The 24108-nt window shown below is 66.6% G+C and carries 23 protein-coding genes, 1 pseudogene and 2 riboswitches; of the genes and pseudogenes, 19 read left to right on the top strand and 5 right to left on the bottom strand.

Annotated features, from left to right (window positions below):
• The first annotated feature begins 510 nt into the window (after window positions 1–510).
• The 14 genes from RCH07_RS11450 (at window position 511) to RCH07_RS11385 (ending at window position 12399) form a co-directional block, all read left to right on the top strand.
• Window positions 511–1608, top strand: a complete 1098-nt coding sequence (locus RCH07_RS11450; protein WP_326967588.1) for a hypothetical protein — start codon at window positions 511–513, stop codon at window positions 1606–1608.
• A gap of 100 nt (window positions 1609–1708) precedes the next feature.
• Window positions 1709–1996, top strand: coding sequence for a flagellar FlbD family protein (locus RCH07_RS11445; protein ID WP_326967587.1), 288 nt, complete (start codon window positions 1709–1711; stop codon window positions 1994–1996).
• A 3-nt stretch (window positions 1997–1999) separates the two neighbouring features.
• Window positions 2000–2815 carry a motility protein A gene (locus tag RCH07_RS11440; RefSeq protein ID WP_326967586.1) on the top strand — a complete coding sequence of 272 codons (816 nt, stop codon included), beginning with the start codon at window positions 2000–2002 and terminating at the stop codon, window positions 2813–2815.
• The gene (locus tag RCH07_RS11435; RefSeq protein ID WP_326967585.1) at window positions 2812–3639 is read left to right on the top strand and encodes an OmpA/MotB family protein; all 828 of its coding nucleotides are present in this window, start codon (window positions 2812–2814) and stop codon (window positions 3637–3639) included. Before RCH07_RS11440 ends, RCH07_RS11435 begins: the two co-directional genes overlap by 4 nt.
• 74 nt (window positions 3640–3713) lie before the next feature.
• Window positions 3714–4610 carry a flagellar motor switch protein FliM gene (locus tag RCH07_RS11430; RefSeq protein ID WP_326967584.1) on the top strand — a complete coding sequence of 299 codons (897 nt, stop codon included), beginning with the start codon at window positions 3714–3716 and terminating at the stop codon, window positions 4608–4610.
• On the top strand, window positions 4607–5329 hold the full coding sequence (gene fliN / locus RCH07_RS11425; protein ID WP_326967583.1) for a flagellar motor switch protein FliN: 723 nt from the start codon (window positions 4607–4609) through the stop codon (window positions 5327–5329). Before RCH07_RS11430 ends, fliN begins: the two co-directional genes overlap by 4 nt.
• Window positions 5330–5950 carry a flagellar biosynthetic protein FliO gene (gene fliO / locus RCH07_RS11420; protein WP_326967582.1) on the top strand — a complete coding sequence of 207 codons (621 nt, stop codon included), beginning with the start codon at window positions 5330–5332 and terminating at the stop codon, window positions 5948–5950.
• A 71-nt stretch (window positions 5951–6021) separates the two neighbouring features.
• Window positions 6022–6822, top strand: a complete 801-nt coding sequence (fliP, locus tag RCH07_RS11415) for a flagellar type III secretion system pore protein FliP (RefSeq protein ID WP_442784820.1) — start codon at window positions 6022–6024, stop codon at window positions 6820–6822.
• Window positions 6819–7094 carry a flagellar biosynthesis protein FliQ gene (fliQ, locus tag RCH07_RS11410; RefSeq protein ID WP_326967581.1) on the top strand — a complete coding sequence of 92 codons (276 nt, stop codon included), beginning with the start codon at window positions 6819–6821 and terminating at the stop codon, window positions 7092–7094. Before fliP ends, fliQ begins: the two co-directional genes overlap by 4 nt.
• 1 nt (window position 7095) lies before the next feature.
• Window positions 7096–7854 (top strand): flagellar biosynthetic protein FliR, encoded by a 759-nt coding sequence (locus tag RCH07_RS11405; protein ID WP_326967580.1) that lies wholly within the window; start codon window positions 7096–7098, stop codon window positions 7852–7854.
• The gene (locus RCH07_RS11400) at window positions 7854–8954 is read left to right on the top strand and encodes an EscU/YscU/HrcU family type III secretion system export apparatus switch protein (RefSeq protein WP_326967579.1); all 1101 of its coding nucleotides are present in this window, start codon (window positions 7854–7856) and stop codon (window positions 8952–8954) included. Before RCH07_RS11405 ends, RCH07_RS11400 begins: the two co-directional genes overlap by 1 nt.
• A gap of 49 nt (window positions 8955–9003) precedes the next feature.
• Window positions 9004–11052, top strand: coding sequence for a flagellar biosynthesis protein FlhA (locus RCH07_RS11395; protein ID WP_326967578.1), 2049 nt, complete (start codon window positions 9004–9006; stop codon window positions 11050–11052).
• Entirely contained in the window at window positions 11030–12079 is a 1050-nt protein-coding gene (locus RCH07_RS11390; protein WP_326967577.1) for a hypothetical protein, read from the top strand. The genes RCH07_RS11395 and RCH07_RS11390 overlap by 23 nt, the downstream gene beginning before the upstream one ends.
• 74 nt (window positions 12080–12153) lie before the next feature.
• Window positions 12154–12399 (top strand): carbon storage regulator, encoded by a 246-nt coding sequence (locus RCH07_RS11385; protein WP_326967576.1) that lies wholly within the window; start codon window positions 12154–12156, stop codon window positions 12397–12399.
• A gap of 13 nt (window positions 12400–12412) precedes the next feature.
• Here the strand turns inward: RCH07_RS11385 and RCH07_RS11380 are convergent, their stop codons facing one another.
• The gene (locus RCH07_RS11380; protein WP_326967575.1) at window positions 12413–12937 is read right to left on the bottom strand and encodes a flagellar protein FlgN; all 525 of its coding nucleotides are present in this window, start codon (window positions 12935–12937) and stop codon (window positions 12413–12415) included.
• Between the two features lie 221 nt (window positions 12938–13158).
• Here RCH07_RS11380 and RCH07_RS11375 point away from each other — a divergent pair, with 221 nt between their 5' ends.
• From RCH07_RS11375 to RCH07_RS11365, 3 genes and pseudogenes are all read left to right on the top strand, one after another.
• Window positions 13159–13977 carry a sigma-70 family RNA polymerase sigma factor gene (locus tag RCH07_RS11375; protein ID WP_442784818.1) on the top strand — a complete coding sequence of 273 codons (819 nt, stop codon included), beginning with the start codon at window positions 13159–13161 and terminating at the stop codon, window positions 13975–13977.
• A 187-nt stretch (window positions 13978–14164) separates the two neighbouring features.
• Window positions 14165–14644, top strand: coding sequence for a Dps family protein (locus tag RCH07_RS11370; protein WP_326967573.1), 480 nt, complete (start codon window positions 14165–14167; stop codon window positions 14642–14644).
• Between the two features lie 131 nt (window positions 14645–14775).
• Window positions 14776–15101, top strand: a pseudogene (locus RCH07_RS11365) (transposase); the annotation flags it as partial.
• A gap of 9 nt (window positions 15102–15110) precedes the next feature.
• On the opposite strand, the gene RCH07_RS11360 reads toward RCH07_RS11365, so the two are convergent.
• The 4 genes from RCH07_RS11360 to RCH07_RS11345 all read right to left on the bottom strand — a co-directional run bounded on the left by RCH07_RS11360 (window position 15111) and on the right by RCH07_RS11345 (window position 20080).
• Window positions 15111–15860, bottom strand: a complete 750-nt coding sequence (locus RCH07_RS11360) for a CPBP family intramembrane glutamic endopeptidase (protein ID WP_326967572.1) — start codon at window positions 15858–15860, stop codon at window positions 15111–15113.
• A gap of 120 nt (window positions 15861–15980) precedes the next feature.
• Window positions 15981–17285, bottom strand: coding sequence for an ABC transporter permease (locus RCH07_RS11355; protein WP_326967571.1), 1305 nt, complete (start codon window positions 17283–17285; stop codon window positions 15981–15983).
• A gap of 5 nt (window positions 17286–17290) precedes the next feature.
• Entirely contained in the window at window positions 17291–18223 is a 933-nt protein-coding gene (locus tag RCH07_RS11350) for an ABC transporter ATP-binding protein (RefSeq protein ID WP_326967570.1), read from the bottom strand.
• A 315-nt stretch (window positions 18224–18538) separates the two neighbouring features.
• Window positions 18539–20080: an MFS transporter gene (locus RCH07_RS11345; RefSeq protein ID WP_442784819.1), complete on the bottom strand. Its 1542-nt coding sequence runs from the start codon at window positions 20078–20080 to the stop codon at window positions 18539–18541.
• A gap of 211 nt (window positions 20081–20291) precedes the next feature.
• Between RCH07_RS11345 and RCH07_RS11340 the strand changes: the two genes are divergently transcribed.
• Window positions 20292–20831 (top strand): TetR/AcrR family transcriptional regulator, encoded by a 540-nt coding sequence (locus RCH07_RS11340; protein ID WP_326967568.1) that lies wholly within the window; start codon window positions 20292–20294, stop codon window positions 20829–20831.
• Window positions 20832–20957: 126 nt separating this feature from the next.
• A riboswitch (glycine riboswitch) is annotated at window positions 20958–21056 on the top strand.
• 1 nt (window position 21057) lies between these two features.
• Window positions 21058–21174, top strand: a riboswitch (glycine riboswitch).
• 39 nt (window positions 21175–21213) lie between these two features.
• Window positions 21214–24108 carry an aminomethyl-transferring glycine dehydrogenase gene (gcvP, locus tag RCH07_RS11335; protein WP_442784817.1) on the top strand — a complete coding sequence of 965 codons (2895 nt, stop codon included), beginning with the start codon at window positions 21214–21216 and terminating at the stop codon, window positions 24106–24108.

The raw sequence follows: 24108 nt of genomic DNA, 5'->3' as shown, positions 1-24108 counted from the left end.
GCGCACCGGCCGGCCCGGCCTCCGAGCCGTCCCAGGCCCGCAGCCGGAGCGGAATTTCCTTGGTGCCCAGGACAATGGCCAGCGCTTGGGCCAGCGTGATGCCACACCGGTGCTTGCCGTCATGATCATTGCCTCTCTTCCGGTGATACGGCCTCAATCAGCACGCTCCTGGGGTCATTGGTGTGTCGGAAGCCGTTCCCTCTTTCCTCTCTCGCGGAGACGTTGAAGAACGTCCGGCATCATGGCGGTTTTCGCTGCGGATTCGGCCCCCCGACACGGAAACGGCCTGGCGCTGCGGGAATTCCCGCAGCGTCAGGCCGTTTCCGTGTCGCAGGACTTTTTACGCAGCGGAAACCATGAGGTGGCGCTCCGGGTGGCGGCTCCGGCTTCGGCGGTGCGCAAGGCCCGGAGCCGCCGTCGCGTTCCGCCTGAAGTCCGGCCGCCTCAGCCGTAGCGCGGAATGGTGCATCGGTGGACAATCGGAGTTGTGACATCTGGAATGCCGCGGGGATGAGCCACCTCGACGAGGTCGACGGATCCACCCCCGTGACCGGCAGAGAATCGGGCGGGGCGCGGCCGGCCCGATACGCGGAAGCGGGCCGATCTTTCCGGCGCAGCCGGCACTTCCTGACGTTCGCCACTATGGTAGCGGTCCTGGCGCTTGTTTGGGCCGCAATGGCCTTCTTCGGAAATCCGGCCGGCACCGACCGCCCGGGCGAGGCCAACACCGGGCTTCCGCCGGGCACGCAGCCCACTCCATATAACACCGGCGGGACAGACCTCGTCATCACCGTGGACGGGACCGTCCTGGCGGGCCTGGATATCTGGGGCGACATTAAGATCCGTGCCAGCAATGTGACCATCCGGAACTGCCGGCTGCGCGGCGGGCTGCAGATCCCGCCGTCGAATACCGGGATCGTGGACGCCACCGACGCGGGCGTGAAAGAGCTACTGGTCGAGAACAGCACCATCGCGCCGGAACGGCCGTCCTACTTCCGCGACGGAATCGTGGGCCATGACTACACGGCCCGCCGGAACAACATCTACGGCACTACCGACGGGCTCGGGATTTTCAACCGCCCCAATGGCCCGCCGGCGGCAAACGTGGTGGCCGACGCCAACTACATCCACGACCTCAGCTACTTCAGCAACGACCCGGCCCATGTTGACGGAACCCACAACGACGGCATCCAGGTACAGGGCGGCGAGAACATCCGGATTACGGGCAACCACGTGATCAGCTCCACAGTCCGGGGCCCGGGCAGTGAATTCAGCGCCCATGGATCGTCCGGGGGCGCGGCGATCCTTCTGCAGCAGAACGTCGCCAAGCTGTCCGGCGTCGTCGTCGAGAACAACTGGCTGGACGGCGGCCAGAGCAGCATCGTGATCGACAACGCCAACTACTCCAATATCACGGTCACGGTCCGCGCCAACAGGCTCGGCCGGAACCAGTACGATTTCGGCAACGACTCGAGGTACCCCGTGCGCATCATCGACTGCCGGGCCAGCACAGTCACCGGCCTCTTCAGCAATGTGTGGGCGGACACCCGCGAGGCCCTGGGCGAGGGCGCCGCAGCCGGGATCCGGTACGACCGGAAGTGTTCATAACCGGCGCCTAACGAAGTGGGCGGCCTTGCCGACAGTAAGAGGAGAACATCCTTCCCCTTGCTGAGTAACGCTTAGCGCGAGAACAGAGCAGAATCGGCCCATGATCGTCGTCACACGCCTCAACGGAACGCGCTTCGCCATCAATCCGGACCTGATCGAGCGTATCCACGAGAGCCCGGACACCCACCTGGTAACACTGGACGGCGCCGCCTACGTCGTGTTGGAAAGCCTTGCGGACGTGGTGGAACTCATTGCCGACTACCGGGCGTATGTGCTGAGCAAGGCGCGGGATTTCCCCGCCGTGACGGGATACCCGCTGAGTCTGGTCCCTCCCTCGGATCCCAAGGGCGCCGGCAGTCGCACCGCACCTGAGCAACCAAGAAAGTAACCCATGGATCCCGCAACAGTCATCGGACTGCTCCTCGCCTTTGGTTCACTCATCGTTATGGTACTGCTGGAAGGCGGCAGCCTGACCTCACTGCTGCTGCCGGCCCCCATGATTCTGGTTTTCGGCGCGACCCTGGCCATCGGTCTCGCCGGGAATACGCTCAAGGACGTTGTCCAGGCATTCAAAGCCGTGCCGGGGATGTTCATGGGAAAAACCGCGAAGCCGCAGGACAGCATCGACCAGATGGTCCGGTTCGCGGAAAAGGCCCGCAGCGAGGGCCTGCTGTCCCTCGAGGAAGAGGCCGCCGGCGTCAATGACCCCTTCCTTGCCCGTGCCCTGCAGAACATCGCCGACGGCACCGACGCTGAAGACCTCCGGATGCAAATGGAGGATGAAATTGATACGAAGGCGCGCAGCGATCATTCCGCTTCGAAGTTTTTCGCGTCCCTCGGCGGCTACGCCCCCACCGTCGGGATCGTGGGCACCGTTGTGTCCCTGACCCACGTCCTGGAGAACCTCTCCGAACCGGAGCAGCTGGGGCACATGATTGCCGCGGCCTTCGTTGCCACCCTCTGGGGGTTGCTGTCGGCCAACTTCATCTGGCTCCCGTTCAGCTCGCGGATGGCCCGGCTGTCCGAACTGGACATCGAACGCCGGACGCTGCTGATGGAGGGGATGCTCGCGGTCCAGGCCGGGGCCCAGCCGTTGTTGCTCGCCGAGAGGCTTCGTTCCATGGTCCCCGAGCACCAGCTCAAGAGCCCGGGAAGCGGACGCAAGGCGGCCGCTGGCAACGCTGAAACAATGGACACGGCCGCGTGAGTGGCCGCCGACGCCCCCGCAAAAAACCCGAAGAGCACCACGTTGACGAACGCTGGATGGCGTCCTACATGGACATGGTCACGGTGCTCATGTGCCTGTTCATCGTTCTCTACGCCATGTCCACGGTGGACGCCAACAAATTCGAGAAGCTCCGCAATTCCCTGGCCACAGGCTTCGGCTCGGTAGCGTCCGAAACCGTGGACACAGCCGACGGTACCGTGGTCCCGCCGGAGCTCGTGAACAAAGAGCTGGAAGCCTTCGCCGCCAGCCAAGCTGCGGCGTCGCCGGCCACGCCGGAGGCCCTCGAGGCGGCGAAGAAGGAAGTCGACCGCTTGCGCGCCCTGGAAGCCCAGATGCGGGCGGGCCTGGCGGCGGCCGGACTCAACGAAAACGTGGAATTCCAGATCGATCAGCGCGGGCTGACCGTCAAACTCATCGGATCCCAGACCTTCTTCGCCGCGGACCGGCCGGAACTGACAGACCGCGCTTCCCAGGTCCTGCAGATCGTCTCCCCGGTCCTCGGCCCTGCTGCCCTGGAGATCATGGTCGAAGGCCACGCAGCGAACGGTGTGACGGCCTACCCCTCCACCTGGGAGCTGTCCTCCGCGCGTGCCGTCAATGTGTTGCGCTACATGGTGGAGCGCGGCGGGATTACTCCCGGGACCATCGGCGCGGTGGCGTTCGGCTCCGCCCGGCAGGTCAACGACGATTCCACGCCGGAACTGATGGAGCGGAACCGCCGGGTGGACATCGTGGTTATCTCCGACCAGCCCGACGTCGTCCGGGCCCTCATTCCCGAAGCGTTGAAGCTTAGCCAGAAATAGCCGTGTTTTGCCTGCTGCAATTTGCTTGACGCGGATTGCTTACGGCGGCGGATCCCTTGCCGATAGTGGCAACCGTGAGTGTTCTGGATGAGCGGGAAGTGGTACGGGAGCGGACCGTAACCGTCTACGATTTCCGGCGTCCCGCGACGCTGGCACGCGAACACAGCCGCGTGCTGGAGCTCGCCTTTGAAACCTTCGCCCGCCAATGGGGCACCCAGCTGACCGCCAAGGTCCGGGTCAAGTCCGTCGTCCGGCTCGATGACGTCAGCATGCTGAGCTACGACGAGTACGCAGCCTCCCTGCCCGCCGTGACCTCCATGGTGCTGTGCACCGTCGAGGCCCACGATTCCAAGCTCGTGGTGCAGTTCCCGGCACCGGCGGCCCTCGGCTGGGTGAACCGCATGCTCGGCGCCTCCAAGGACGCGCCCATGCCGGACCGCAAGTTCACCCAGATCGAGCAGGCGCTGGTTAAGGGGCTCATGGACGAGGCCCTCGAGGACCTCGGCTACTCTTTCGGGCCGCTGCTGAGCGAGGCAGTCCGGGTGGACACCATCCAGTACAACTCCCAGTTCGCCCAGGCGGCAGCGCCCAGTGAACTGATGATCGTTGCGGCATTCACCATGAACGTGGGCGACATGAGCGCCCCGGCCACCCTTGCCGTCCCGGCCGCCCTGCTGCTCGGGCGGCTCAAGAAGGTCAACCCGACCGACAACCGCGGCGACGCCCCGGCCCGCGTCAGTGCGCAGCTGGAACGGGTCCCCGTGGAGCTGTCGGTGCGGCTCTCGACGTCGTTCGTCACCCCCAGCCAGATCCTTGGCCTCGCCGTCGGAGATGTCCTCACCCTGCCGCACCTGGAAAACCGGCCGTTTGACCTCACTCTGGACGGCACCAGGCTCGCCACCGCCGCCCCTGCCCGCAACGGATCCAGGGCGGCCGCCGTTATTGTCACAATCGAGGAGAACCACCGATGAGCATCACCCTGACCAGACACGAATCGTCGGCGGAACGGCTTGTTGAGGAGCTGCCGAGCCCGGTAGCGCTAAAAGTTGTTGCGCTGGTGCCCGCACGGGCCGCCGCGGCGTACGCCCGTCAAGCCGTCACCGCAACGTTCGTTGGCTCCGTCACCGCGGATCTCGCCCTGATGCTCAGCGACCGTACATTCCTCGATGAGGCCGCCGGAGCCGGAAACCAGCTTGGACACGTCTCGGTTACCGATGTCCTGCGCCCCGCTATGGAAAGCGCCAGTTCAGCGTTCGGCGCCGGGGTCCTGAGCGATCTGCGGGAATCCGACGCGTCCGGGCTGCTCTCAGACCCGGACACGGCCGTCTTCGAACTTTCCGACGGCGCCAGCCCGGCAGCCTGGTTCGCGGTCCGCCTGCGGGAGCACAGCTCCGGCCAGGACAGCGGCGGCGACGTGTTCGCCGGAGCGGATGCCGTCGCCGGCCGGCTGGGCCGCATCAACAACATCGAAATGGCCCTGACCGTGGAGATCGGACGCACCCGCATGTCGGTCCGTGACGTGCTCGCGCTCGAACCGGGTAAGATCATCGAACTTGACCGCTCCGCCGGGGCCCCCGCCGATGTACTCCTCAACGGCCGCCTGATCGCGCACGGCGAAGTGGTGGTGCTGGACCAGGACTACGCTGTCCGGATTACCCGCATCCTCGATGTTGCCGAGGGGCTCAGCTGAATGGACTCGCTGATCCTCGGGCTGCGGGTACTCGTGGCCCTGGGCGCGGTGCTGGGCCTTATGTGGTTCCTGCAGCGCCGGCTCGGCAAAGGCACCGGTCGGCGGCGCGCTGACCGCGCGCTGACCATCGTCAGCCGCCAGAGCGTCGGCCAGAAGGCCTCCGTGGTGGTGGTCGACGCCGCCGGCCAGCGATTCCTGCTCGGCGTCACCGACCACGCCGTCAACGTCCTGCACACCGGTGATATCCCGGCGGAAGCGGAAGAGGTCCCGGTTGCCGAGAACCGCGCCGGCGAATTCGCCCGCCTCCTCGCCGGATTCGGCCCGCTTTCGGCCGGAAAGACCGGCTTCCCGGACACCACAGCGGACAGCCAGGCCGCCGGCGAGGGTGCCGGGCGCACCGCCGGCTCGGCCGACGTCGAGAGTGCTTCCTCCGGCGTGGCCGGCGCCGGCTCGGAAAGAGTTCCGCCGTCCCGACGCAGCACCCTGCACCGGGATTCCCACGCGCGCGGCCCCGCGACGCGCGCGGGCAGCCCCGCACACCCGCCTCTGCACGGTTCGATCCTGGCCGGCTCCACCTGGAAGCAGGCCGCTGCCGTTCTCAGGAGCGGACGCCGCAATTGAACCGCCCCCTCAGCACCCGGCCGGCCCACGCACGCCCGGCCGCCGCCCCTGACCGGCGCCATCCGGCCAGGATTGTTTTTCTGGGACTCGCCGCCGTCTTCCTCGCGGCCCTGTTGCTGTGGCTCAACGCTGCAACCGGCCACGCCGCACCCATCGACCCCACCCCGCCGGTGGCCCCGACGGATCCGGCCAACCCCGGCGGCAGCGTCAACATCGAGATCAACGGACTCGACGGCAAACCGTCCACCGCCGTTCTGACCCTGATCGGGATCACCCTGCTCTCGGTGGCGCCTGCGCTGCTGCTGATGATGACGTCTTTCACCAAGATCTTCGTGGTCCTGGCCATGACCCGCAACGCGCTGTCCTTGCCTTCCATCCCGCCGAACCAGGTGCTGGCGGGCCTGGCCCTCTTCATCTCGATTTTCGTGATGTGGCCTGTGCTCAATGAGATAAACACCATCGGGGTTCAGCCCTACCTCAACGGCACCCTGGACTTCAACGGCGCCGTGGCGGCCGCATCCGGCCCGCTGCAGCAGTTCATGCTGGCCCACACCCGTGAGGAGGACATCGCGCTGATGACCCGCGCCGCGGGTGCGGAAAATCCGGCCACCCCGGAGGCGGTGCCGCTGCAGAGCCTGATCCCGGCGTTTATGATTTCCGAACTGCGTGCCGCGTTTATCATCGGCTTCGTCATCTTCATCCCGTTCCTCGTGATCGACCTGGTAGTCTCCGCGGCCCTGATGTCGATGGGCATGATGATGCTCCCGCCGGTGATGATCTCGCTGCCCTTCAAGATCCTCCTCTTCGTCCTCGTGGACGGCTGGGGCCTGATCATCGCCTCGCTCATCCAAAGCTATGCGGGCACCGGATGAACGCCAACGCCGTCCTGGATATCTGCCTCCAGGCCATGATCGTGGCCGCAAAGCTCTCCGCCCCCGTCCTGGTGACGGCGCTCGTCGTCGGCCTAGCCATCGCGTTACTGCAGTCCATCACCCAGCTTCAGGAGGCCACCCTGTCATTCGTGCCCAAGGCCGCGGCGGTGGCCATCGCGCTGCTGGTGTGCGGGCACTGGATGATCTCGGAGATGGTCACCTTCACCAACGACCTCTTCGCCAAGATCCCGTCCCTGCTCGGCGGCCTGTGAGGTGGGCATCCCGATCGACCCGTCGTGGCTGGAAGTCCTGTTGCTGGCCACCGTCCGGATGACGGCATTCCTGATCGTGGCGCCGCCCTTCGCCCACCAGGCATTCCCGGGCCGCGTCAAGGCCATGCTGGGCCTCGGCCTGGGCCTGGCCGTCTCACAACGCGTCTCCGTCGGCTACACGCCACGCGACACGGCAGGCTTCGTCAGCGGGGTGGTCCTGGAGCTGGTGACCGGGCTGGCCCTCGGATTTCTGGTCCTGGTGATCTTCTCCGCCATCCAGTCCGCCGGCAGCCTGATCGACCTCTTCAGCGGGTTTCAGATGGCGCAGGCCTTCGACCCGCAGATGATGGTCAACGGCGCGCAGTTCACCAGGCTCCTGCAGATGGCCGCCCTGGCCTTGCTGTTCGCGTCGGACGGCTACCAGCTGGTCATCACCGGGCTGACGGGCAGCTTTGCGGCCCTGCCTCTGGCCGGCGGCATGGATCTGGCCCAGCCGGTCCAGGCCATGACGGCGGCGGTCACCGGCATGTTCCTCGCCGCAGTCCAGATCGCGGGCCCCCTGGTGGTGGTTTTGTTCCTTGCCGACGTCGGACTGGGCCTGCTGACCCGCGTGGCACCGGCGCTGAACGCCTTCTCGCTGGGCTTCCCGCTCAAGATCCTGCTGACGCTGATGCTGGCAGGTTTTATGTTCCTCGCGCTGCCCAGGATCGTCTCCAGCCTGGCCGGCCAGGCCGCCAAGTCCGTGCTGGGGGTGGGCTGATGTCGGATTCACAGGAAAAGACCGAGGAAGCCACCGACAAACGGATGAAGGAGGTCCGTTCCAAGGGCCAGCTTTCCCGGTCCCAGGACCTCACCGCGTGGCTGGGCGTCGGGGCCGCGGCCATCATGATCCCCGCCACGGTGGAACGCGCATCCAACGCTGCCACGGACCAGCTCTTCAGCGTCCGCGGCATCGTGGCCGCGCCGGACCCGGGCAAAGCCGTGAAGGCGCTGGAAGACGGCCTCGCCGCCATCGCCGGCATCGTCGGTCCCATGCTGATGGTCGTCTTTGTTGTGGTCCTCGCCGGATCCGCGCTGCAGGGCGGCGTGCACCTGAAGAAGTTCAAGTTCGATTTCGAGCACTTCAAACTGCTCGGCGGCCTGAAGCGGATGTTCGGCATGCAGGCAGTCTGGGGCGGCGTCAAGGCGCTGCTGAAGGCCAGCGTGGTGGGCCTCGTCCTGTACAGCGTGGTGCAGGGCCTGGTCCCGGTCCTGCTGACCGCCGGGGGAATGCCCGTGGCGGGTGTGGTGCAGGCCGCGGGCGGGGGCATCGCCGCCCTGATCCAGTTCGCCGTGGCCGCCGGAATCGTGCTGGCGGCGGCCGACTTCTTCGTGGTTATGCGCCGCAACCGCAAGAAAACCCGGATGTCCAAAAAGGAAGTCCAGGACGAGAACAAGAACAGTGAAGGCGATCCGCTCATCCGTTCCCAGCGCCGGGCCCGGCAGATGGCTATGAGCCGGAACCGCATGATCGCCGCGATCGGAGACGCCGACGTCGTGCTGGTGAACCCTACGCACGTGGCGGTGGCACTGAAGTATGAACCCGGCAAATCCGCGCCCCGTGTGGTGGCCAAAGGCTCCGGCCACATCGCGACCAGAATCAGGGCGGAGGCCGAGGCGAAGAACGTGCCGATGGTCCAGGACATTCCGCTGGCCAGGGCCCTGCACAGCGCCTGCGAGCTGGGCCAGGAGATCCCGGTGGACTTCTACCGCGCCGTCGCCGGTGTCCTCGCCTTCGTGATGGCACTCAAGTCCCGCGGCGCCGCCGTCGGGATGCACCGAATGAGCAGCACAACCGCAGCTGTGGGAGCCGCCGTATGAGGCACCGCGTGAACACTTTTCGAACCAGCGTCTGTGAAAGGACCGCACCATGATCAAGAAGCTCGCCCCGCTGACGGTGCCCATCGGCATTGTCGGCATTGTGCTGCTGCTGATTGTTCCGGTGCCCGCGCCCCTGCTCGATGTCCTGATCGTCTGCAACATCCTGCTGGCGCTGCTGGTCCTGCTGACCAGCATGTTCGTGAAGAAGCCGCTGGACTTCTCCGTCTTCCCCTCGCTGCTGCTCGTCGCCACCTTGTTCCGGCTGGGCCTCAACGTCGCCTCCACCCGGCTGATTCTGGGGGAGGGGCACGCCGGCCAGGTCATCGAAGCCTTCGGCAAGGTGACAGTGGGCGGTTCCATGATCATCGGCGCGGTCATCTTCCTGATCCTGGTGGTCATCCAGTTCGTGGTTGTCACCAAGGGAGCCGAACGCGTCGCCGAGGTGGGCGCCCGCTTCACCCTCGACGCCATGCCCGGCAAGCAGATGGCGATCGACGCCGACCTCAACGCCGGCCTGATCACCGACACCCAGGCCCGCGAACGGCGCGCCGAGGTCTCGGCCGAGGCCGACTTCTACGGCGCCATGGACGGTGCCTCGAAGTTCGTCAAGGGCGACGCGATTGCCGGACTGATCATCATCATCATCAACTTCATCGGCGGCATCGCCATCGGCATGCTGCAGCGTGGCATGGAGATCGGCGACGCCGTGAGCACCTACGGCATCCTGACCATGGGCGACGGGCTGGTAACCCAGATCCCGGCCCTGCTGATGGCAGTGTCCACCGGCATGATCGTGACCCGCTCGAACACCGAATCGGACATGGGCCGCACGGCGTCCACCCAGCTGATGCAGTCGCCCAACGCACTGATGATCGCCGGCGTCGCCGCGATCGCCATGGCCCTGATCCCCGGCATGCCGCCGCTGCCCTTCCTTCTGGTCGGAGCCGGGCTGCTCTTCGCGTCCCGCCGGATCGCCGCACGGCAGCAGCACAACGAGAAGTCGGCCGAAGCCGAGGCGGCCGCGCTGAACTTCCCGGAGATGGATCCCAACGACAAGCTCCTCGAGGATATGCGCATCCACCCGGTGGAGATCCTGCTGGCCCCGGACCTCGTGGACATGGTCTCCGGCGCCTCCGACGACCTGCTGGCCCGGGTGCGGTCCCTGCGGCACAAGATTGCGATGGAGCTGGGCCTTGTCATCCCGCCCGTCCGCACCAGGGACAGCGTGGACCTCCCGCCGGCAAGCTACGCGATCCGGATTGCCGGCGTGGAAGCCGGCCGCGGCACCGCCCCGAGCGGCCAGATGCTCGCCCTGGGTGACAGCCTCGACTCGCTCCCCGGCATCGCAATGATCGAGCCGGTTTTCGGCCTGGCCGGCAAATGGATCCCGGCGGAAATGCGGCACAACGCCGAAATGACCGGCGCCACAGTCATCGACCGCGTCTCCGTCCTGGTGACGCACCTCTCGTCGATCGTCACGGCCAATGCCGCCCGGCTGCTCTCCCGCGAGGACGTGCGTGTGCTCACCGAAGGGGTGCGGAAGCAGAGTCCTTCCGCCGTCGACGAACTCACCCCCGCACTGCTCTCCCTCGCAGAGCTGCAGCGCGTACTCCAGGGCCTGCTGGATGAACAGGTGCCCATCAACGATCTGGCCCGCATCTACGAGGCGCTGACGCTCCGCGCCAAGATCTCCACCGACCCGGAGTCGCTGGTCGAGTCCGCCCGCCAGGCCCTCGGCCCCGCGCTGACGGCCAGGTTCATGGACGGGTCCGTGCTGAACGTCATCATGATCGACCCGCTCCTGGAGCAGTCCATGCTCGAGGACATGCGCCCCGCCGAGGGTGGCAGCCAGATCGTGATGGGTCAGGACAGGCTCGACGCCGTGCTGCGCTCGGTGAGCCACGCCGTCGACTCCGCCGCCGCGGCCAACCGCCAGGCCGTGCTGGTCTGCGCTCCGGCGCTCCGGCCCGCCATTCACCGGCTCGTGGGATCGCAGCCGGGCTCTGTGCCCGTACTGTCCTACCGGGAAGTCACCTCCGCTAACGTCCGGATCGAAACTGTAGGAGTTGTACGCCATGCCGAACCCCTATCGGCTTAAGGGAGCGTCGCTGGAGGAGATCCGGCGTAAGGCCGCACTTCAGCACGGGCCCGCCGCCCGCATTGTCTCCGCGGAACGCATCACCAGCCCCGGAATTGCCGGGCTCTTCGCCGGTGACCGGTACGAGGCGATCATCGAGGTGCCGGCCGGCCGTGAGGTGGTCACCGGCGAAGTGGTTCCCGAGGCGGTCCTCCCGGTCGAGGCGGATGCTGCCGCCGCCCCGCGTGCGGCGGCAGCTCCCGCACACCAGCTGCAGGGTGCGGCGATCGCGGCCCTGCTCGACGAGGCGGATGCGGCTGAACTGAAGCTGCACCGGCCCGTTAGCGCCGGCCTGTCCACCGAGTCGCCGGACTTTGCCGAACTGCTTGAGCAGCTTGGCGCCGGGCTCGGCGCCCCGGCCGCCGTCGTCCCGGACCGCGCACAATATGACGCCGCCCCGGCCGCCGTCGTCCCGGACCGCGCCCGATATGACGCCGCCCTTGCCGCGGCCGCCGTTTCCGCCGCTCCCACAACCACGGCGCCCGCCCCACGGCGCGAGATGGTCCCCACCGTGCTGAGCGGCGTCGGGGACCTGGTGGTCCTTGTCGGGCTGGGGGACGATGCTCTCGACGCCGCCCTGGCCATGTCCACTGCAGCCGGCGGCGCCGATGTGCGCACGGCCGGAAAGCTGTCGGCCTACGGCCACCTGCACGTGGAGGGACGCCAGGGCGCCACGGCGGCCCGCGCCCACGCAGTGCTGACGGAACAGACAGTTGTAGTGGCGTTCGGACTCGGGAAGGCCCGCGATGCCATCGCCCGGCTCCAGTCCGTCGCCGCGCTCTCCGCTGACCAGCTCTGGGTAGCGGTGGACGCGGGACGTAAGGCCGAGGACACCGCACGCTGGGTCGGGGTCCTCGCAGCGCAGCTGACCATCAGCGCGGTGGCCGTCGTAGGAGCCGCCGAAACGTCCACCCCCGAAACCGTCAACAGGCTCGGATTGCCGCTGGGGTGGATCGATTCCGCCCCGGCACACGCCGTGACGATCTGAGATGGGCAGAAGTGGCACGGCCGTGGCATCGGGAATCGTCCGCGGCGCCACACAGCGAAGGGTAGATTGAGAGAATGCTGGTACTCACACGCAAACCGGGCGAACAGATCATGATCGGCGACGGGATCGTCATCACGGTGCTGGAAGGCCGCGGCGACGGTGTCCGGATCGGCATCGAGGCACCCCGCGGCGTTCCGATCCAGCGCCGCGAGGTCATCGAGGCCATCGCGGCCGCCAACCTTGCCGCAGCCCAGGCGGGCGTGGAATCCGAGGACGCCCTCCGCGGCCTGCTGCCGCCGCCTGCCCCCACAACGCGCTGACCGGCGCCCCTGATCAGTCCAGGGTTCCGTCGAGGTAGTTCTCGAGCAGGGGCTGGGTTGTCCGGCGGGTGACCGCCATCGCGCGCTCAATGTTTCCCGCCGTCGTCAGATGGTCGAGATCCCCGGCCGTGTCCGTCTCACCGGACGCGCCGGCAGCCGGCTGACGGTCCACGCGACGCAGAGTATCCTCATTGGCACGGGCAGCGTCGCCGAGTTGCCGGAGCAACTCGCGCAGCCCCTCCAGATGATCCTGCAAGACCTCGGGCCAGGCACCGGGCGGAGCCCCCGCCACGAGCCCGACCAGGGGCGCTTGGGCCGGCAAGCCCCATTCCGCCGCCACCGCGGCCGATTCGACACTCCGGGCCAGGGCTTCAAAGCGCATCCGATCGAGGACACTCTCCATCTCGGAAGCCGTAAAACCAAGCCATTTCAGGTTGCCGGCCAGGACATGGAGCCGTTGCGTCTCCAACCTGAAAAGCAGCAGTTCCAGCTGGCGGCGCTCCTGCCAGAGAGCCGCCGATAGATCACCTGCACCCATAGGCCCCATTCCCTTGCCGCCCCGATGAAAAGAGTTACCGCATTTTCAGCCAAGCTTTTCCCTGAGGTTACACGCAGATTGTGACTCGGGTGATACGTTTCGTCATGGGTGCTGCGCCCGGGTTTCACACACCGACTTCCCTAGGGGAAGCACGGGACCGTTGTCGGCTGCGGCTCTCGGCCTTTTTAAGGCCTCCGGATCTGGGCTCTTTGGGGGAACTATTGAATCGCGTGGAACGCAACGAGATGGTCACACAGCATCTTCCGCTGGTTGGCTACCTTGTCTCAGACTTGTGCTCAAAGGCATCACACCTTTCCCGCGATGACCTGGCGTCTGCCGGCGCCATTGCCCTGATCACCTCGGCCGATTCCTTCGACCCGGACCTCGGCGTACCGTTCGGTGCGTTCGCGCGCCGGCGTATCCTCGGCGCGTTTGCCGACGAGATGCGTGCCAGCGACTGGGCCACACGGTCCGCGCGCCGCCGGATCAAGGAAACGATGTCGGTCCAGGAAACCCTCGCCGCAGCCCTCGGACGCACCCCCAGCGTCGACGAGATCGCGTCGTCCCTAGGCGTCCAGCAGAGCGTCGTCGAAGCGGCCCTCGCCGACGCCTCCCGCACCCTGACGCCGCTCGATGATGCCGTCGTCGACACACTGGCCGCAGAAACGCTGACGCCGGAACACTCCGTGCTCGCGGACGAACGGCTCCAGTACCTCCGCGCAGCCGTGAAGTCCCTCCCGGACCGCATGCGCTACGTCGTCGAGGAGATCTACTTCGGCGACAGGACTGTCAAGGACCTGGCCGCAGAACTCGGGTCCACCCACGCGGCGGTCTCCCAGCAGCGCGCCGAGGCCATCCGGCTGATGCGTGACGGCCTCACGGCCCACTACGCGGACGATCCTGATCGGGGCTTCGAACCGCAGTCCCGGATCGCCCCGCGGCGCCGCAATGACTACCTGTCGCAGCTGGACACGGCCACCGCAGGGGGCATCACCCGCGCTCTGTTCCCGCTGGGGCCGGTGCTTAACGAGGCGGTCTGAGCCTGCGCTGCGGGCTGCAGTGGGCCCGCAGCGAACTTTCACCACAGACGGTAGTAAGTCGACTTAGTAAGCTGACCGAGAAATTCCGCCGGGACCGGCGCGCACCTCGGCGCGCTCGGGTAGCGTCGGAAGCATCGGCCCCAGCAGTATGGGGGCGCAACGGAATCGGACCTACCCAGGAGGACCCATGAAAGCAACACCCACCCTCACGACCAACCTGCAGGCAGTGCTCGTGGACCTGATCGAACTTCATGTCCAGGGCAAGCAGGCACACTGGAACATCGTGGGGACGAACTTCCGGGACCTCCACCTGCAGCTGGACGAAATCATCGATGCTGCCCGCGCCTTCGCGGATGACCTGGCGGAGCGCATGCGGGCCCTCCATGCCCTGCCGGACGGCCGCAGTTCCACGGTGTCCACGTCCACCGCCCTCGCCGAGTTCCCGGCCGGACTGATCAACACCAAGGACGCCATCGAGCGGATCGTCGCGGCTCTCGAGGCCGCCGTCGGCACCATGCGCAAAGTCCACGACGAAGTGGACGAAGAGGACCCGACGACGGCGGACCTGCTGCACGCGTTTATCGCCAAGCTGGAGCAGTATGCCTGGATGGTCAACGCGGAGACGATGGGCGCCAACTCCAGCGTCACCACCGCGGACAGCAAGTAGCCGTCCCCGGCAGATCCCAGCGCCCGACGCCGGGCGCATAAGCAGCGCCGCCTGCCGACCCGGGAGCGTTCCGGTTACCTGGTTATTTAGCCGCTAAGTGGGTATCCGGTTAGCTCGGGGAGCCTTGGAAAATGGCCAGACCTGACTTCCCGCGGACCATCCTGGAGTTTCAAGCAAGGTTCAGCGACTAACAGACTTGCCTGGACTACGTGTTCGACTGTCGCTGGCCTGAGGGCTACATCTGTCCCCGGTGCAAGGGACAGTCCGCAGGGCAGATCGCCGCACGCGGGCTGTGGGAATGCGCTGCCTGCCACTATCAGGTCTCGCAGACCGCCGGAACGGTGCTCCACAAGACGCACACCGGGACTGCATCCTTGGTTCTGGGCGGCCTATTTGATGACGACTGGAACACCTGGGGATCTCCGCGCCGCGGTTGCAACGCCAGCTCGACGCGGGTGATTCCGCTTCATGCGACCTTGACTGCAGGGGCGCTCACTGCAGGTCCAGCCTCGGCGAGGCGATTCCGCAAGAACAGAATATAGGGGATCGTCACGGCCGTGATGATTCCTAATATCACGGAATCCCACAGCACGGAGTGCGCGGTGAGCGTGCCGCTGAGGTTGAACATCGCGTGGAAGATCACGCCAGGCATGATGCTCCCGGTGAGCGCCGTGCAGTATGCCAGGGAAATGCCGATAAGCACTGCCGCGACCAGTTGGAAAGCCTGATCAGTGGGTGAGTACCCGCGCAGGAGGTTGACGATGTGGCCGATGCCGAAGGTCACCCCCGAAATGATGATCGCGCGAGTGAGGCTGCCGCGCGTCCGCAGCGCCTGGAGCAGAAAGCCGCGAAACAGAAGCTCCTCCGTGAATCCGACGGCTACCACCAGGAGAATCGCGAAGAGGATGGTTGGCAGATCAATATTGGAGGCGAATCCCTTGGCATATTGCAGAAAGGAGATCGCGAAGAGCGGAATGTAGAAGAGCGTGAGTGGCAGTGCACCGGGTTGAACGGGACGAACACCATAGAACGCGAGCCGGCCACCAACCCGCAGGTAGATGATGAGCGCCGCCGACAGGAGAATGAGCACAATGCTCGTGAACCAGGGGAAACCGATTGCCTCCCCGATGATGTCGCCGATGTTGACGGCGAGGATGTAGATCGCAATCCAGATTAGTGCGTGCCCGACGGGCTTGGTGTCCTGCAGCTTGCGCATGCAACTCCTCAATTGGGGGATCCGCGGTGTTACCCCGGTGACCAGTAATTCAACCCTCCGGCGGACCCGGTCCGGCAGTATTCCGCCGAAGACCTTGTAGGGGCTGCTGAGAGAGGGCCTCTATTCTCCGGCGGGTGGGGTGCGCTGGCGGAAGGTTCCGGCGATGGAGAGTTTGCTGGAGTATTGGATGGATCCGTAGCGGAAGAGGTGGACGGCGAGTCGGAGGATGAGGAATCCGATGATGAAGAGTTCGGCGATGACGATGGTTGCCTCGAGGGCGCTGAGGGTCCCGAAGCCGTTACGGAGCAGCGCGGTGACGGGCGCTGAGAGCGGGAAGTAGGTGAAGATCTGCACGATTGGTGCGTGCGGGTCCGAGACGATGAGGGTGCCTGTGTAGAAGGGGATGAAGATCATCGCCATGAGGGGTCCGAAGATTGTGCCGGCGTCTTTGGTGGTGGGCATGATCGCGCCGATCGCGACCAGGACACCGGTGAAGACGGTGAATCCGCCGAGGAGCAGCAGCGCTCCGACGACCATCGTGCCGGGTTCGAAGGTCAGGTTGGAGAGGTCGACGTCGGGGAGAGCGAGTTTCTCGCGGAAGAAGAGGTATCCGACGACGATGGGGGTGAGGAAGACCAAGATCTGGACCAGGCCGACCATGAACAGGGCGATGACCTTGCCGATGATCAGTGTGGTCGGGTTCAAGGTTGTCAGGATCATCTCCGTGACCCGGTTCTCTTTCTCTTCCAGAGTGGAGTTGAGCATCTGGTTGGAGAGCAGAATGATCGAGACGTAGAAGATCAGCAGGAACATCAGCGGCGGCACGACTGAGCCGAAGCCGCCGGTCAGCTGACCGTCCTTGAAGGTCTGGGACTCGGTCTTCACATCGCCGCTGGCCGCGGCGGTCAGCGGCGGGGAGCCGATCGCCGCCTGGGCTGAGGCGGTGAGGAGCTGTTTGGCGACGGCATCGTATTTGCCGTTCTCGAAGACGCCCTTATCTGTCCCGTAGACCTTGACCGGCTGCGTGGCCGGGTCGGCGGGGTAGAGGAAATAGGCATCCGTCGCGCCGTCTTTGACATCCTGCAGCGCCTTGTCCGGATCGCTGGTCTGCCGGCCGCCCATCGCTGTTGCGATCTCCGGGGTGATGAGCCCGGAGCCGTCGGTGTAGGTGAAGGACACAGCCGCGGTCTTCTGGGCGTCGGCGCTGGCCGCGGTGGAGGAGTTACTGAGGAAGACGAGAGCGAACACGATGGCGATCACGACAGGGATGGACAGGGTCGCGATCCAGAAGCCGCGCTTTTTCAGGGTGCGGGTGAATTCGAACCCGACGACTGTGCCGAGGTTGTGCTGTGCGAACGGCCGCTTCGCCGGTGCCGGGCCGGGCGGGGGAGCGGGGGAGGGTTTGGTGATCGTTGGCTGTGTCATGGGGGTTACGCCTCCGCCATTTCGTGGGCTTCGCCGTAGACCTTGATGAAGATTTCGTCCAGGGATGTCCGCGCCGTCGTGAAGGACCGCACGGCCACGCCGTTCTCGATGAGTTCGCGCAGGACAGCGGTTTCGTCACCGCCGGGGCGGGGGGAAAGCTCGGCGTGCCCGCCGGCGGCACTGACAATGTCATAGAGTGCCGACGCTGGCAGGACCCCGTCGTAGGCGAGCCGGTAGAGGGTGCCGCCGAATCGTTCCTGGACGTCCTCGACCGTGCCATACGCCCGGGAGGTGCCGTCCTTGAGGAGGATGACCCGGTCGCAGAGACGTTCGACTTCCTCCATCTGGTGGGTGACCATGATGACGGTGGCGCCGGCGAGTTTCTGCTCTTCGATGATGTCCATCAGGAGGCGCCGGTTGACCGGGTCGAAGCCCTTGGTTGGTTCGTCCAGGATCAGCAGTTCGGGGTCGTTCATGATGGTGACGCCGAGCTGGATCTTCTGCTGCTGTCCGCCGGAAAGTTTATCCAGCCGCATTTTCGCCTTGTCGGCGAGATCGACCCGTTCCAGGTATTTCCGCGACCAAGTCTTCGCATGGGCTTTGTCCAGGCCCTTGAGCCGGCCAAAGTAGACCATCACATCGAGGACGGACTCCTTCTTGTACAGGCCGCGTTCCTCCGGCAGGTACCCCAGCCGCGCCCCGTCCTGCGGCGCGAAAGGCCTACCGCCAATGTGGAGGATCCCGGCGGTCGGCTGATAAATCCCCAGCAATGCCCGGAGCGTCGTGGTCTTCCCGGACCCGTTGCTGCCGAGGAACCCGAAGGTTTCCCCGGCCCGGACATCGAAGGAGAGGTCTTTGATGACCGTCGTGTCCCCGAAGTCCATACGGAAGTCCTGAATGTGTACAAGCGGCTCGGCGGCCGCGTCCCCCAACGTCATGCCCCCACTCTAACCGGGTGCACAAGGGGCGGTATTTGGGCGCTCTGCCATATGTGGCGGTGCGGTACTGTGGGCCCCATGACCTCCGCCCGATGCCGGGTCCACCGGATGAGGTCCGACCAAAGCCAGGACTCCCGCCACACCCAGGTCCGACCCCGTAGCGAGCAGAGCCCTCCTGGTCATTTGATCTTGCCTCATGCTTCTGCAAGCCTGTACGTCGCCGAACCTTGCTTGAAACTCCAGGATCGTCCGCGGGAGGTCAGGTCTGGCCATTTTCCAAGGCAACCTGAGCTAGCCGGGTACCCACTTAGCGGCTCATTTAGCGGTCGGCACCTTGCGGAGGACGACGGCGGCGAGGATTGACGCGCCGGCCATCAGCACCATCGCGATGGCGGACGTGATGTGGACACCGGAGTCAAAGGCGGCCCGGGCGGCCTCTGTCACGGCGTCGGCCAGGGGTCCCGGCAGGGTGTGGGCCAGCTCGATGGCGCCGGCGAGCGTCTCGCCGGCCTGGGCCGTCGCCTCTGCCGGGGCCGTCCCGGTGACGCCGGCGGGAAGCCGGAGGTTCTGCTGGTACGACGCCGTCAGGATCGAGCCGAGCACGGCCGTGCCCAGCAGCGAACCGACCTCGTAGCCGGTTTCCGAGATGGCGGCCGCCGCACCGGACTTTTCCGCGGGGGCGGCGCCGAGGATCAGGTCATTGGAGATGGTCTCCGCCGCGCCGACTCCCAGACAGAGCACCAGCAGGGCCGCCAGCAGCAGGGCAGGGCCGTTGCTGTGATTGCCGAATGCCACCAGGGTGTACCCCGCCGCGCTCAGGAGCAGTCCGCCGGCCACCACGAATCCCGGCCGGACCTTCCGGACAAGCGGCACCACCAGCAGGCCCGCCGCGACGGTGGCGATGAGGGCCGGAACCATGGCGATCCCGGACTCCGAGGGGGACTGGCCCTCCAGCAGCTGCAGATGCTGGGCGAGGAACAGGATGAAGCCGTTGAAGGAGAACAAGGCCAGGACGTTGGCAATAATCGCGGTGCTGAAGACCCTGTTGCCGAAGAGGCTCAGATCCAACAGCGGCGAGGCCGGGCCGCTCTTCGCCGGGGCGCCCGTTTTCCGGTCGGCGTCCTCCCGGCCTGCACTATTCAGGCCCGCCGCGACCAAGGCCCGCTGCCGCCGGACGAAGATGTACCCCATGAGCAGGCCGAAGCCGATCGCGGCGAGGGGTTCTGGCGCGAGGCCGTGCGTGGCCAGGTCCTTGATGCCGTAGACCACCGGAACCATGACCAGCAGGGACAGAATGACGCTCGGCGCATCCACCCGGCCGGGAGCGGGGTCGCGGGATTCCGGGATGAGGGCGGGACCCAGCACCAGGAGGGGCAGGATGATCGGCACCGCGACCAGCAGGATGGCGCCCCACCAGAAGTTCTCCACCAGCCAGCCGCCGAAGATCGGGCCCAGGGCCGCACCACCGGAGAACCCCGCTGCCCAGATCGCCACGGCCAGCCGCCGGCGGTTGGGCTCCGGGAAGATGTTGCGGATCAGGGACAGGGTGGACGGCATCAGCATGGCGCCGAAGAAACCCAGGCCCGCGCGGCCGGCGATCAGCCATTCGGCACTCGAGGCAAAGGCGGTGACCGCGGAGACAGCCGCGAAGCCCGTGCTGCCGATGAAGAGCAGCCGGCGGCGGCCAATCCTGTCGCCCAGGCTGCCCATCGCAACCAGCAGGCCGGCGAGGACCAGGGGATAGGCATCCACAATCCACAGCAGCTGGACGCCGGTGGCATCAAGGCTGCGGGCGATCGCCGGCAGGGCGAAGGTGAGGGCCGTGTTGTCGACGGCCACGAGCAGCACCGGAAACATCAGCAGCGCCAGCGCCAGCCAGTCGCGCCACGGCGCACGCGGGACCGTCGCCGACGTCGTCTCGGTGGCCCGCGTTAGCAAGCCGCCGGTGCTGCCGGTGCCGTCCGGGGTAAAAGATGTGTTGCTCATGGTGATAACTGTACCGTCTGGACGGTATAGTTAGGAAACCCGGGTTGAGAAACCCGTCTCGGCACCGGGCATGATAGGAACCATGGCCAGAAAACCCGTCGCCCGCGAAGCCGTCCTTGACGCCTTCGAATGCCTGCTGATTGAAGAGGGTGAACGTGCCGCGACCCTGGACGCCGTCGCCAGGCTGGCCGGCGTCTCCAAGGGCGGACTGCTTTACCACTTCCCCAACAAGGAAGCGATGGTCGCGGTATTGCTGGAGCGGCTGGACCGGCTGCTCGCCGAGGATCTTGACGCTATGGCCGCCGCCCCGGAAGGTGCCGCGGCGTTCTTCATCAAGTCGTCGGTCTGGGCGGATACCCCTCTGGACCGGGTGTTCGTGGCCGCCACCCGGCTGGCCGAAGTGGCCCATCAGGAAACACTGCACCGCTTTGCCGCCGCCCAGGCCGGCTGGCTGGAATTGCTGGCGGCCGACGTCGGGCCGGGTATGGCCAAGGCCGTCCTGTACATGGGGGACGGACTGTATTTCAACGCCATGCTGGCCCGCGGCCCCGGCGGGCTGTTCCCGGAGATCAGCGGCGACGTCGAGAGCCTGCTCGCTGCCGTCGAGCGGCTGCGCGGCTGAGGTGCCCCCGCGCCGTGGGCCGCACGCCCGTAACCTGGGTCCGCCGGCGGGCGAAGTTTGCGGACCGGGGCCGGGCATAGGACAATGGGAGCTGTGACTGCGGTCACGAGCAACTGAATATGCCATTGATCTGCGGCGGGAGAGTCCTGCAAGTAGGTACAAGCAGGCGCCGTAGGAGCAAACCCTCCCCAGGAATCTCTCAGGCCCACGTACCGCCGCGGCAAGGCAACTCTGGAAAGTAGCAGGCTGTCCTCCGACATGCTGTGCTCACCGACGGTGCAAGCGGGGCCCTGCGAGAGCGCGGCCGCGCGGAAACTCTCAGGTCCAATACAGAGCGGGGAGGAACCCGAATCAATGCGGCGCACCCTGCGCCGCCTTAGTTATGGAGTTCCTTGTGACTGTTTCCTCAGCCTCCACGTCCTTCGTTGACCGGCACATCGGCGCCCGCCGCCAGCCCGACGTCGATGCCATGCTGAAGGCTGTCGGCTACGACACCGTCGATGCGCTGGTGGACACCGCCGTCCCGAAAGTCATCCGGCAGGACTCCCCGCTGGCGCTCGGCGCGGCCCTCAGCGAAGTGGAAGTCCTCGCCGCGCTGCGCAAGATTGCCGCGAAGAACAAGACGGCCGTCCAGATGATCGGCCAGGGCTACTACGACACCCTCACCCCGGCCGTCATCCGCCGGAACATCCTCGAGGCGCCCGCCTGGTACACCGCGTACACGCCGTACCAGCCGGAAATCTCGCAAGGCCGGCTCGAGGCGCTGCTGAACTTCCAGACCATGGTCCAGGACCTCGTCGGGCTCCCCATCGCCAACGCCTCCCTGCTGGACGAAGCCACCGCCGTCGCCGAGGCCGTGCTGATGATGCGCAGGGCCAACAAAAATAAGTCGGCCCATGACGGCAAGACCGTCCTCGACGCCGACTGCCTGCCGCAGACCATCGCGATCGTCAAGGGCCGCGCCGAGGCACTCGGCTTCGAGGTTGAGGTTGCCGACCTCTCCGAGGGCCTGCCCGACGGCGTCATCAACGGCGTGGTCATCCAGCAGCCCGGTGTGTCCGGCCGCGTGTTCGACCACTCCGCCGTCATCGCGGACGCCAAGGAACGCGGCGCCCTGGTCACGGTCGCGGCGGACCTGCTCTCGCTGACGCTCATCACCCCGCCGGGGGAGCAGGGCGCCGACATCGCCGTCGGCTCCGCCCAGCGCTTCGGCGTCCCGCTGTTCTTCGGCGGTCCGCACGCCGCCTACATGGCAGTGCAGAAGGGCCTGGAACGGTCCATGCCCGGCCGCCTCGTAGGCGTGTCCAAGGACAACGCCGGCGTCCCCGCGTACCGGCTAGCACTGCAGACCCGCGAGCAGCACATCCGCCGCGAAAAGGCCACGTCCAACATCTGCACCGCGCAGGCCTTGCTGGCCATCGTCTCCTCCTTCTACGCTGTCTACCACGGCCCGGACGGCCTGAAGGCAATCGCCGAGACCACCCACGGCCATGCCAAGGTCATCGCTGCCTCGCTGACGGCCGCCGGCCTGCAGGTTCTGCACACGTCCTTCTTCGACACCGTCACCGTTTCCGTCCCCGGCAAGGCCGCGCAGGTCATCGCCGCCGCCGAAGCCACGGGCATCAACCTGCGCGGCATCGACGCGGACACCGTCGGGATCTCCACCGATGAAGCAACGACGGCGGCGATCGTCGCCGACGTCGTCGCCGCCTTCGGTGCCAGTGTTGCCGACTCCGGCGCAGACGCCGGCACAGCCTTCGGCCTGGACACCGCCGTCGAGCGCACCTCCGACTACCTCCAACACCCGGTCTTCAACACCCACCGCTCGGAAACGCAGCTGCTGCGCTACATCCGCCGGCTCTCGGACCGCGACCTCGCCCTGGACCGGACCATGATTCCGCTCGGCTCGTGCACCATGAAGCTGAACGCCACGGCTGAGATGGAAGCCATCTCCTGGCCGGAGTTCGCGTCCATCCACCCCTTCGCCCCGGAATCCCAGACGGCAGGCTGGCGCGAGCTGATCGAGGACCTCGAAGCCCAGCTGACCGAGATCACCGGCTACGACCAGGTCTCCATCCAGCCGAACGCCGGATCCCAGGGCGAGCTTGCCGGCCTGCTTGCCATCCGCGGCTACCACCACTCCCGCGGCGAGGCCCAGCGCAACATCTGCCTTATCCCGGCCTCCGCGCACGGCACCAACGCGGCCTCGGCCGTGCTGGCCGGCATGAAAGTTGTTGTTGTGGCTACGGCCGCCGACGGCACGATCGACCACGCCGACCTGCGGGCCAAGATCGAGCTGCACCGCGACGCGCTGTCCGCCATCATGATCACCTACCCGTCCACCCACGGGGTGTTCGACGCCGATGTCCGCGAGGTCTGCGACGCCGTCCACACGGCAGGCGGCCAGGTCTACATCGACGGGGCCAACCTGAACGCCCTCGTCGGGCTGGCCCAGCCCGGACAGTTCGGCGGCGACGTGTCCCACCTGAACCTGCACAAGACGTTCTGCATCCCGCACGGCGGCGGCGGGCCCGGCGTGGGCCCCGTGGCCGCCCGGGCACACCTGGCGCCGTTTATGCCCGGCAACGCCGCCGATCCGGTCAACGGCGCAGACGGCACCCCAATCTCCGCGTCGCGGTATGGATCGGCCGGTGTGCTGCCGATCTCCTGGGCCTACGTGAAGCTGATGGGCGGCCAGGGCCTCACGGACGCCACCAAGTCGGCGCTGCTCGCCGCCAACTACGTCGCGGCCCGCCTGAACGACTTCTTCCCGGTGCTCTACACCGGCGAAGGCGGACTCGTGGCGCACGAATGCATCCTGGACCTGCGCGAGCTGACGGCCAAGACCGGTGTGACCGCCGAGGACGTGGCCAAGCGCCTGATCGACTACGGCTTCCACGCCCCGACGCTGGCGTTCCCGGTGGCCGGCACCCTGATGGTCGAGCCCACCGAGTCCGAGGACCTCGGCGAGATCGACCGCTTCATCACCGCCATGGTCTCTATCCGCGCCGAAATCGACCAGGTGGCGCACGGTGACTTTACCGCCGAAAACAGCCCGCTGCGCAACGCCCCGCACACCGCCGCCGCCGTCATCAGCACCGGCTGGGCCCACGACTACCCGCGCGAGCAGGCCGTCTTCCCGGTTCATACGCTCCGGCAGGACAAGTACTTCCCGCCGGTGGGCCGGGTGGACGGCGCCGCGGGTGACCGGAACCTGATCTGCTCCTGCCCGCCCCTCGAAGCCTTCGAGGAAAACTCCGACGACTCCGCCAACTAA

It is taken from the genome of Arthrobacter sp. CG_A4 (assembly GCF_035985125.1).
Lineage (GTDB): Bacteria > Actinomycetota > Actinomycetes > Actinomycetales > Micrococcaceae > Arthrobacter.
The sequence above is the reverse complement of the archived record's forward strand: the minus strand, read 5'-3'. Positions and strand labels throughout refer to the sequence as shown.

What these genes read in the sequence shown, in the direction of transcription:
- RCH07_RS11450 (WP_326967588.1), top strand. Translation starts at nt 511, where the DNA reads ATGAGCCACCTCGACGAGGTCGACGGATCCACCCCCGTGACCGGCAGA.
- RCH07_RS11445 (WP_326967587.1), top strand. Translation starts at nt 1,709, where the DNA reads ATGATCGTCGTCACACGCCTCAACGGAACGCGCTTCGCCATCAATCCG.
- RCH07_RS11440 (WP_326967586.1), top strand. Translation starts at nt 2,000, where the DNA reads ATGGATCCCGCAACAGTCATCGGACTGCTCCTCGCCTTTGGTTCACTC.
- fliN (WP_326967583.1), top strand. Translation starts at nt 4,607, where the DNA reads ATGAGCATCACCCTGACCAGACACGAATCGTCGGCGGAACGGCTTGTT.
- fliO (WP_326967582.1), top strand. Translation starts at nt 5,330, where the DNA reads ATGGACTCGCTGATCCTCGGGCTGCGGGTACTCGTGGCCCTGGGCGCG.
- fliQ (WP_326967581.1), top strand. Translation starts at nt 6,819, where the DNA reads ATGAACGCCAACGCCGTCCTGGATATCTGCCTCCAGGCCATGATCGTG.
- RCH07_RS11400 (WP_326967579.1), top strand. Translation starts at nt 7,854, where the DNA reads ATGTCGGATTCACAGGAAAAGACCGAGGAAGCCACCGACAAACGGATG.
- RCH07_RS11395 (WP_326967578.1), top strand. Translation starts at nt 9,004, where the DNA reads ATGATCAAGAAGCTCGCCCCGCTGACGGTGCCCATCGGCATTGTCGGC.
- RCH07_RS11390 (WP_326967577.1), top strand. Translation starts at nt 11,030, where the DNA reads ATGCCGAACCCCTATCGGCTTAAGGGAGCGTCGCTGGAGGAGATCCGG.
- RCH07_RS11385 (WP_326967576.1), top strand. Translation starts at nt 12,154, where the DNA reads ATGCTGGTACTCACACGCAAACCGGGCGAACAGATCATGATCGGCGAC.
- RCH07_RS11380 (WP_326967575.1), bottom strand. Translation starts at nt 12,937, where the DNA reads ATGGGTGCAGGTGATCTATCGGCGGCTCTCTGGCAGGAGCGCCGCCAG.
- RCH07_RS11370 (WP_326967573.1), top strand. Translation starts at nt 14,165, where the DNA reads ATGAAAGCAACACCCACCCTCACGACCAACCTGCAGGCAGTGCTCGTG.
- RCH07_RS11360 (WP_326967572.1), bottom strand. Translation starts at nt 15,860, where the DNA reads ATGCGCAAGCTGCAGGACACCAAGCCCGTCGGGCACGCACTAATCTGG.
- RCH07_RS11355 (WP_326967571.1), bottom strand. Translation starts at nt 17,285, where the DNA reads ATGACACAGCCAACGATCACCAAACCCTCCCCCGCTCCCCCGCCCGGC.
- RCH07_RS11350 (WP_326967570.1), bottom strand. Translation starts at nt 18,223, where the DNA reads ATGACGTTGGGGGACGCGGCCGCCGAGCCGCTTGTACACATTCAGGAC.
- RCH07_RS11345 (WP_442784819.1), bottom strand. Translation starts at nt 20,080, where the DNA reads ATGTTTCCGGTGCTGCTCGTGGCCGTCGACAACACGGCCCTCACCTTC.
- RCH07_RS11340 (WP_326967568.1), top strand. Translation starts at nt 20,292, where the DNA reads ATGGCCAGAAAACCCGTCGCCCGCGAAGCCGTCCTTGACGCCTTCGAA.
- gcvP (WP_442784817.1), top strand. Translation starts at nt 21,214, where the DNA reads ATGGAGTTCCTTGTGACTGTTTCCTCAGCCTCCACGTCCTTCGTTGAC.